The 8,912-nt window shown below is 32.9% G+C and carries 7 protein-coding genes and 1 pseudogene; 4 read left to right on the top strand and 4 right to left on the bottom strand.

What is annotated here, in order from left to right; genetic code table 11:
• A pseudogene (locus tag B3J44_RS21735) lies at positions 1–357 on the top strand (hypothetical protein); the annotation flags it as partial.
• 51 nt (positions 358–408) lie between these two features.
• Here the strand turns inward: B3J44_RS21735 and B3J44_RS21730 are convergent.
• The 4 genes from B3J44_RS21730 to B3J44_RS21715 are packed head-to-tail and all read right to left on the bottom strand — an operon-like array spanning position 409 to position 6,193.
• Positions 409–3,525, bottom strand: a complete 3,117-nt coding sequence (locus B3J44_RS21730) for an efflux RND transporter permease subunit (RefSeq protein ID WP_286971378.1) — start codon at positions 3,523–3,525, stop codon at positions 409–411.
• Between the two features lie 4 nt (positions 3,526–3,529).
• Positions 3,530–3,829 (bottom strand): DUF190 domain-containing protein, encoded by a 300-nt coding sequence (locus tag B3J44_RS21725; RefSeq protein WP_198856208.1) that lies wholly within the window; start codon positions 3,827–3,829, stop codon positions 3,530–3,532.
• Between the two features lie 48 nt (positions 3,830–3,877).
• Positions 3,878–4,888, bottom strand: a complete 1,011-nt coding sequence (locus B3J44_RS21720; RefSeq protein WP_198856209.1) for an efflux RND transporter periplasmic adaptor subunit — start codon at positions 4,886–4,888, stop codon at positions 3,878–3,880.
• A 51-nt stretch (positions 4,889–4,939) separates the two neighbouring features.
• Positions 4,940–6,193 carry a TolC family protein gene (locus B3J44_RS21715; protein ID WP_286971377.1) on the bottom strand — a complete coding sequence of 418 codons (1,254 nt, stop codon included), beginning with the start codon at positions 6,191–6,193 and terminating at the stop codon, positions 4,940–4,942.
• A 264-nt stretch (positions 6,194–6,457) separates the two neighbouring features.
• On the opposite strand from B3J44_RS21715, the gene B3J44_RS21710 reads away from it, so the two are divergent.
• From B3J44_RS21710 to B3J44_RS21700, 3 genes are all read left to right on the top strand, one after another.
• Positions 6,458–7,258, top strand: coding sequence for a helix-turn-helix domain-containing protein (locus tag B3J44_RS21710; RefSeq protein ID WP_286971376.1), 801 nt, complete (start codon positions 6,458–6,460; stop codon positions 7,256–7,258).
• Between the two features lie 86 nt (positions 7,259–7,344).
• Positions 7,345–8,160 (top strand): hypothetical protein, encoded by an 816-nt coding sequence (locus B3J44_RS21705; protein WP_286971375.1) that lies wholly within the window; start codon positions 7,345–7,347, stop codon positions 8,158–8,160.
• 306 nt (positions 8,161–8,466) lie between these two features.
• Positions 8,467–8,912, top strand: a 446-nt coding sequence (locus B3J44_RS21700; protein ID WP_286971374.1) for an SDR family NAD(P)-dependent oxidoreductase, incomplete at its 3' end; no start/stop codon positions are given.

The following is an 8,912-nucleotide window of genomic DNA, read 5'->3' as shown; positions in this document are numbered from 1 at the left end:
CAAAAACAAGAAAATAAACAGATTGGCGATACTATTTTTATGAATTATAAAAATGAAAAAAATGTATTTATTGCAGATGGCAACGTAGATTCTATACATTCTAGAATATATGTCAAATTTAAAAATGAATTTTCGAGTGAATTAAACGGAAGAATTATACCGGAGAAAACTAATGCCAATATTCGTTTTAACCAGATTATCTATCCAGACAAAACAGCAGACGGGCCTTTTGGCACAGAACTCAAAATAGAGGCCAAACAGACTGGTGATTATATCCTAATTATTGGACATTCTCAAATGGCGGAAAATCCTTATTGGGGAAAATTCGAGGTGCAATTGGAAAATAAAAAAAATTAGATCCATAAAAAAGTCCCAATATTTGATTGGGACTTTTTTTTACGTTAAATTTTATTTCGTTTTTCTCTCATTTAACCAAAAATATAAAGTAGGAATTAATATTGGAGCAAAAATTAATGTACTACTCAAACCGCCTATAATTACCGTTGCAAGCGGTCGCTGTACATCTGAACCAATACCAGAAGATGTAGCTGCTGGAATTAGCCCCACAATAGCCACAACCAAAATTGATAATAAAGCTCTTAATTGTTCTTTTGAAGCTGTCAATACATTTTCTTGCAGATTATCATTCTTAAACATTGTTTTTCTATTAAGAGCCGATACAAGAAGTACGCCCGACATTACCGAAATTCCAAAAATGCTCACAAAACCAACACCTGCAGAAACATTAAAGTAATAACCTCTAAGAAGTAAAGCTACAATTCCGCCTCCTAAGGCAAACAAAATACAACTCATGGTAATCATGGTATGCTGGAAGTTTTTGTACAGCATAAATAGAAACAAGAAAACCATAATAATGGTAAGCGGAATGGTAAATGCTAGTTGTTTTCCTGCTCTTTCGAGATTTTCATATTGTCCTCCATAAATGATACTATATCCTTTTGGCACGGTTACATTTTTACCTACTTTACTTTGCAGTTCTTTTACAAAACTTCCCTGATCTCTTCCTCTAATATTGGTTCTAACGGTAATCATTCGTTTGCTTCCGTAACGATAAATATTAGTTTGTCCTTCAACAAAATGTATGTTTGCCAATTGATTCATTGGAATTAAAGCGCCATTTGAAGATGGCACTAAAATATCTTTTATCGCATCAATAGAACTTCTGTATTGTGGTAAAAAACGAACTACAATGTCATAACGTTTTGCTCCATCGTATAAAGTTGAAACTGTTTTTCCGCCAATTGCCACCTCGATCATATTTTGAATATCTGCTACATTAATTCCAAATCTCGCAGCTTGTTCCCTATTAATATCAATTGCCAATTGCTCTTGTTCTCCTTCTTGTTCAATATTGACATTCTCAGCACCTTGCGTATTTTTAGCAATTTGTGCAATTGTTTCTGCCTTCTTTCTCATCATTTCCAAATCATCGCCCACAACAGAAACTGCAAGGTCTGCTGCACTTCCGTTTACAATTTCCATAACCTGATCGATAATTGGCTGTCCTGAAGAAAATTGCACTGACGGAATTTGCTGCTGCAAATCTTTTTTAATTATTTCGACCAAATCTTTCTTAGCAATGGTATCGCTCCAGAGTTTGTAATCTTTTAATCCTACTAAAATCTCATTCCTATTGGCAGGAAACGGATCGGTACCATCATCATTACGTCCTGTCTGCGTTATCACGTAAGATATTTGAGGATACTTCGCTATTATTTTTCTGATTTTAGGAGCATATTTGGCATTTTCCTGTATCGAAATTCCAGCTGGAAAATTTCCTCTTAAAAAGATAGATCCTTCATCTAATGTGGGTAAAAATTCGGTTCCTAATTTTAAGCCGCATAAAATAAATATTGCTACTATCGAAAAACCAATTACTGTAGTTTTTTTATAATTATTTAAAAATCCAGATAATGCTTTTTCGTATGATCTAGTCAAATAATCTAACACCACATTTTTATGTTCTTTTATAGGTTTATCAACATCGAGCATTGCTTTTCTATAAACAAAAGAAATTAGAACTGGAATAAAGGTAAGCGCTCCCAACATCGAACCAATAACAGCAAAAGCCAAAGTTAAAGCCATTGGAGAAAACAATTTACCCTCTACTCTAGTCATTAAAAGTATAGGCATATAAGCCAATATAATAATGGTTACTGAAAAGAAAATTTCTCTTCCCACTTCTTGAGCTGCTTGTAATGTGATTTGCACAATCCCATCTTGTTTTTCTTCTGGTGTGGCTGTTCTGTATTTCCTTATAAGATGTTCGGCCATTAAACAGGCTCCGTCTACAATAATTCCAAAATCTATTGCTCCCAGCGAAAGTAAATTGGCAGGAATACCCGTAAGTCTCATTAAAATAAAAGCAAACAATAATGAAAACGTAATAGTTAAAGCTACAACTAATGCACTTCTAACACTTCCAAGAAACAGAATCAATAGAATAATTACAATAGAAATTCCTTCAAACAAGGTATGCGCAACAGTTTCTAGCGAATGATCGATCAAGAATGTTCTGTCATACATAGGGCGCAATTTTACACCTTGAGGCAAATCATTTTCCTGTAACTCAGCCATTCTTTCTTTTAACAATATTAAAACCTCACTTGGGTTTTCATATCGTCTTAAAAGAATAATACCTTCAACACCGCTGCTTACATCTTTTTTGTCTTGAGTAACGGTATATCCCATTACACCACTTGGCGGTGGTGGCGTAATTTCTACAGTTGCTACATCACGAACAAAAACAGGAACTCCGTTTTCAGATTTAAGAACAATATTTTGAATATCTCTTTCCGTTTTAATTGCTCCCAAACCACGCACTGCAAAACCTTGTCCGCCTCTTTCAATAATATTTCCACCGGTGTTTAAATTGTTTGCATCTACTGCGTCCATTACGTTTTTAAGCGTAAGATTGTATTTTCTCAGTTTTTCTGGCGAAGTAATAATATGAAACTGCTTTAATGGACCACCAAAAGTAGTTACATCGGCAATTCCGGGAACTTGTAGCAAAGCAGGTTTTATAACCCAATCCTGAAGATCTCTAAGCTCTGCTTGGCTATAATTTGAAGGCGCTTCTACAACGTATCTAAAAATCTCCCCAACAGCAGTAGAAAGCGGTGCTAATGAAGGCGCAACACCATCTGGCAATTCAGCTTCTGCAAGCCGTTCTGTTACCTGTTGCCGTGCAAAATAATCATCAGTGCCATCTTTAAAAGTAAGTTGCACTACCGACAAACCAAAAATAGTTCTGCTTCTTCGATCTAAAACATTTGGTGTATTCTGCAAAGCTCTTTCAATAGGAATAGTAACTTGCTGTTCTACTTCTTCAGCTGCTCTTCCGTCGTATTGCGCTACTATAATTACATTGGTATCTGCAATATCTGGATATGCTTCTATTTTTAATTTGGTAAAACACCAAAAACCTATCGCCATTAAAACAACACTAATTGCAATTATAACCCAGCGGTTACGAAGGCTGAATATGAGTAAATTTTTAATCATCTGTTTACCATTTTTCTACTTGATTCGTAACTATAAAACCTCCTTTGTAGACTTTTCGTAAAGCCGTTAAAACAGATTTTACCTTTTCATCTTCATCTATAAAATTGATCAGCAAAGGTATTTTATCAAAACTGAACAAATCATGGGGTCTGTTAAGATACCTACTGGCTCCATATCCTATTTTACCATGAAAAATAGTTGCTCCCTTAATTTTGTGTTCAATTAAAAATCTTAAAATGTACTCATACAAAGGCTGTGTTCCTTTTAGTTCATCTTTATCTATATATACTTGTGCTTGTGTCATTGTTTTTTCATTTAAGTATTAGCTATTTTGCAGACATAATCTTTGTTTTCAATACCCAAAACTGAGGCCTTTTAACTGCATAACACCTTTAACAGCTATAGCATCGCCACTCATCAAACCATTATATACGACAACTCTATCTCCTATCTGATTTCCGATTGTGACTTCGGTACGCTCAAATTCTTTACTGTTCTTTTTTACAAAAACATAATTTTTTGCCTGAACCGTAACCAACGAGTTTTTATCAATACTTATGTTATCTCCTTCGCTTATGCCAAAAGAAACTGTAGCAAACATACCAGCCTTAAATTTACCGCTTGCATTATTTAAGCTGATTCGGAGTTTAACCATTCTGGTAGATTGATCAATCATGTCGGCAATGTCATCAATTTTTCCAGAAAACTTTTCATTAGGAAAAGCGGTAAATTGAACAGTACAATTATCACCGCTTTTTATTCTGCTTATCTGATTCTCTGGAATATCACAAATAATAAATGATGTTCCTGCTTTTGCTCTTTTGAGCGCTTCGGGTTCAAATCCTCCAGCTTTCAAGTTCGTCTCGTACTCAATTAAAGCCGCTCTTTCATTGGCCAAATTGGTCTGTTCTACAGATAATGCTGTTTGCGCTTCCAACAAGTCTTTACCCGTCGCTGCGCCATGAGCCAGCAAGTCTTTAGCTCGATCGACTTCTATTTGTTTTTGTTTTATGTTTTTGTTCTGAATTTGATTGATATTAGCAATGTGTTGAATAAGCTGAGTATAACTAGCTGCCAAATCAGGATTTTCAAATAAAATGATATTTTGCGATGCTCCTTCTTGAGATTTCATGACCGTTGCAGAAACTTTTGCAGGAGCCATAATTTGATTGTTAAGAACCGAATTTCCTATAGATTCTGTTTCAAAAAAAACAGCACTGCTGTCTGTAGGAAATACAATGGTTTTTCCGTTGTTCGTAACCTGTGGCAAGTTGTTTACTACCTGATCTTGTTTCTTTTCTTTTCCGCTGCAGGCATAAAGAAATAAAACTATAATGCCGCTATACTTTATTAAATGTTTCATATGTAGATAGTATTTGTTTTTTTAATGAATCTCGACAGTTCTCTCAAATCATTATTGTGCTATTTGATTAATTAATCCTGAAGCGTAGAGTAATGTGATATAACTTCTTCTATATTCTTGCATAGAATCATAATACTGCTGTTGTATGTCAAGCCAACTGCGCTGTGCTTCCAGAAAATCAATAATGGTTGTGCCTCCTCGCAAATAAGAATATTTTACACTCTTTAAAATGTTTTCCGATCTTGTCAGCAGTCCGCCAAAATTTTCAAGATTACTTTTTTGAGTCTGATAAGCATTGTATGCATTTGTTATTTCTGTTCGAATTAAAACCTGCGTAGCTTCCAAATTTTGTTCGGCCTGTTGTTTTAGATAACTTGATTTTTTTATTTCTCCCTGATTTCTTGAAAAAAAAGGAAGTTCAATTGTACCGTATAAACCAACATAAGGAATCATGTTTTGCGGATTGTAAATTAGTCCCAACTCAGGCTGCGGATAAGCCAATGACTTTTGAAGATTGATATTAGTATTGGCAACATCTAAGATTGATTTAGAAGCCAAAACATCTGTTCGTTTATCTAAAGCTTCCTGCAAAAAATCATCTAAATTTGAAGGCAGAACAAATACAAAATCATCATTAGAATCAATATTTATTTCTTCCTTAGTGCCTAGTAAATATTTAAGGCTTAGCAATTCGTTTTTTAAATTCTGTTCTGCTTTTTTTATTTCTAATACATACTGATTGGCCAAGAGAGTGGTACGGTTTAAATCGGTCTCTGTAATGACTTGATTTTTTAAACGCACTTTATTTATAATTACCAAACTATCAAGGTTGCCGCTAGCTTTTTTAACAATTTCCAATTGTTTTTGTGCTGCCCAAACATCAACCCATTTCAGGCCTACATCCTGAAATAAGTTACGTTCTATTTCATTGTAGTTTTTTTGCGTCAAAACCGAATTCTGGCTTGCAAAATCAATTTTATTCTTACGTGTTCCAGCAAGCTGAAAAACTTTTCCTAATTGCAAATTCGTTTGCGTATTGGCGCTATTAAAAAAACCAGTATTAGGCGCATAGTTTTTTTCTGCAGCAACACCAATGTAATTAAAACCAAAAATTAGATTTGGTCTTAACTTTGCCGTCACAATATCGCTTTCGGCAATATCTACGTCATAATATTGCTCTTTGAGAACGGGATTATTTTTCTTTGCTGTTTGAAGGGATTTTTGAAGATTGTAATTAATTTGTGAAATTCCATTGACTGAAGACAAAGTCAACAAAACAAATAAAAGAAAGTAGTGTCTGTGCATGGGTCTATTCTTTATTTATTACATTATAAATATACGAAAAAACCTAATTATAAAACCATTGATATCTAAAAAACAGAATGGTACATATTCTTATATTACAAAATGAAACCAATCGTTTCAAATAACCAATTATCCCTTTATAAATTAGAATTTAAAACAGTTATATCTAGTTAAAATTTATATTTAAAAAATAAGCGGGTAACACTTGTGCAAACTTTAAATTTGCTATTTTAGTTTCATAAATACCATTTCCCAAAAGAGAACATGAATCTGGATTTTTATCAGCCCAAAAATGAAATTTTAAAAAAATATATCGAGGGATATTACTTCATCTCAAAAGATAAAACTTCGGGCTCTATACAATATCTGACCTTCCCAAATAATTTCTGCATTTTAACGACCAATGAAGATATTAATGTCGAAATACAAAATAACGAAGTCACTATAAAGTCATCGCCAGATAAAAACATCATGACTTGTGTGGTTTCTAGATATACCAAACCTATTAAAATTCATTACAAAGAGCTTATAAATGAAGTTACAATCTATTTTAAACCATTAGGAATAAGTCAGTTTTTATCAGATTCAAAAACTATTTTTTCAGAAAGCACTATTTTAGATTTTACTTTTATGCCTGATTTTAATGATAAAATGATTGAAATTTTTAGCTTAACTAAAGACAAACAAAGTCAGGAGCTTGAAGATTATCTGCTTTCTAAATTACAAGTCAAAGATTTTTCTTTTATTGAAAAAATACTTGCCGATATTGAAACTGACGAAAAGATTGAAGAAATTGCTCTGAAGCATCAAATTAGCAGACAGTATTTGAATAAAATATTTACCAGACATATTGGCAAATCGCCTTCGGAGTATCGAAAAATACATCGCTTTAGAAACTCAATTCTAAAACAGAAAGTTAGCAAGAATTTTTCTGAATTATCTCAGTACGATTTTTATGATCAATCTCATTTTATTCGAATTTTTAAAGAACTGACAAACAGCAATCCACAAATATTCTTTAAAAATATAGATACAAAAAAAGAAAATATTTGGCTATTTGTCTAAACTGTTTCCATTTGTACAATTCTGCTATTTTGGGATAATATACTTTTACAAAGTTCGAAACTACGTAAAACCCAAAAAAACCAAAAATGAACTGGCAAAAAATCCATCTTTTTTTACACACCTTTTGTAGATACTTTTTAGCTACAATTATAATCATGTATGCTTACGGTAAAATATTAAAAACTCAATTTGTATCACAGCCAAGCGTGTATGATATGCCAATTGGTTCTCTAGATGGTTTCCGCCTTACTTGGTATTATTATGGTTACTGCTATTGGTACCCAATTGTTATTGCTGTTACACAAATTATAAGTTCACTTCTGCTCTTTTTTAGAAAAACAACTAGAATAGGAATTATACTTTTCCTTACGTTTATGGTCAATATTCTTCTAACAGATTTTGCATATGATATTAATGCAAAAGAAATTGCGATAATATTGACGCTAATGGCTTTGTTTGTATTTTTCTCTGATTATAAAGTCTTCCTGAAATACTTTTTAGAAGAACCTGCATTGTACCAAAATAGCGACAGACCTAAATGGGTAAATAAAATTAGCCCAATCAAATTCGTTTATATTCCTGCCGTATTCATCGGTTTTTTTATCATGTTCAGTATTTTGAAAAATAAATATATGAAAGAAGACGAATTTTATGGAACTTGGGAAAATCTCCAAACCAAGGAAAGGTTACATTTTGAAAACATGAATAATTTTCAAATTAACAAAACAGATCAGGCAAAAAGCATTGTAAATGGAGAATATTCGTTTACAAAAGATTCTTTGATTTTAAAATCAGGCGACAATAACACTGAAGAATATTTAAAAGGAAAACATAGGTTGCATAAAGCCGATTTAATTATTATAACCAAAACAGATACTCTTAAATTTAAGCGAATTAGGTAAACAACTCCTGTCGCTTATAACCTCTTAATTAAACAATTAGCAAACGTAATTATATAACAGACACCAAATAGTTTCGTCTAATTTTATAGTTCAATTAGACGAAACTATTTGGTGTTAAATTACTTGCTATGAATTTTTCCAATCAAAAAAATAGAATATCCAGCACACGAACATCTGAGAAAAAATATATTCTAAAAAGTACTTCTAGCAGAACAAACGAAAAGAGCACTATTGTCTTGTCAAAAAGCAATTTGAGTAATTCATCACAGTAAAAAACCGCGCTTTAAGGCACTTAATATTTAGAATATGAAAAATACGGAAACATGCAACAGCATGCTAAAAGGGAAAACTGTTGTTATAACTGGTGCAAGCAGTGGTGTTGGTCGTGCTGCTGCAGAAGCTTTTGCACATGAAGAATGTAATTTAGTTCTAGCTGCTAGAGGTTGGAAAGGCATTAATGAAGTGGTAGCGTATTGTAGAACATTACAGGTAAATGTTATTGGTCTTTCGGCTGATATGTCTATAGCTGAAGATGTAGAGAAAGTTGCAAAAGAAGCTCTAGAAATGAGCGGTAAAATTGATATCTGGGTAAATAATGCTGGAGTAATGGCAAGCGGGAAATTTGAAGAAATTCCGTTAGAAATCCACCAGCAGGTTATTAAAACCAATTTATTTGGATACATGCACGGAGCTTACAATGCAATCAAAATTTTTAAAGATCAGAATCACGGTATATTAATTAATAATGTATC

Source organism: Flavobacterium sp. UBA4854, from assembly GCF_002399805.1.
Taxonomy (GTDB): Bacteria; Bacteroidota; Bacteroidia; order Flavobacteriales; family Flavobacteriaceae; genus Flavobacterium; species Flavobacterium ginsengisoli.
Note: the sequence above shows the minus strand (reverse complement) of the source record. Positions and strands in the feature narration are given on the sequence as shown.

Coding starts and splice junctions, on each gene's coding strand:
- B3J44_RS21730 (WP_286971378.1), bottom strand. CDS start 3,525: ATGATTAAAAATTTACTCATATTCAGCCTTCGTAACCGCTGGGTTATA.
- B3J44_RS21725 (WP_198856208.1), bottom strand. CDS start 3,829: ATGACACAAGCACAAGTATATATAGATAAAGATGAACTAAAAGGAACA.
- B3J44_RS21720 (WP_198856209.1), bottom strand. CDS start 4,888: ATGAAACATTTAATAAAGTATAGCGGCATTATAGTTTTATTTCTTTAT.
- B3J44_RS21715 (WP_286971377.1), bottom strand. CDS start 6,193: ATGCACAGACACTACTTTCTTTTATTTGTTTTGTTGACTTTGTCTTCA.
- B3J44_RS21710 (WP_286971376.1), top strand. CDS start 6,458: ATGAATCTGGATTTTTATCAGCCCAAAAATGAAATTTTAAAAAAATAT.
- B3J44_RS21705 (WP_286971375.1), top strand. CDS start 7,345: ATGAACTGGCAAAAAATCCATCTTTTTTTACACACCTTTTGTAGATAC.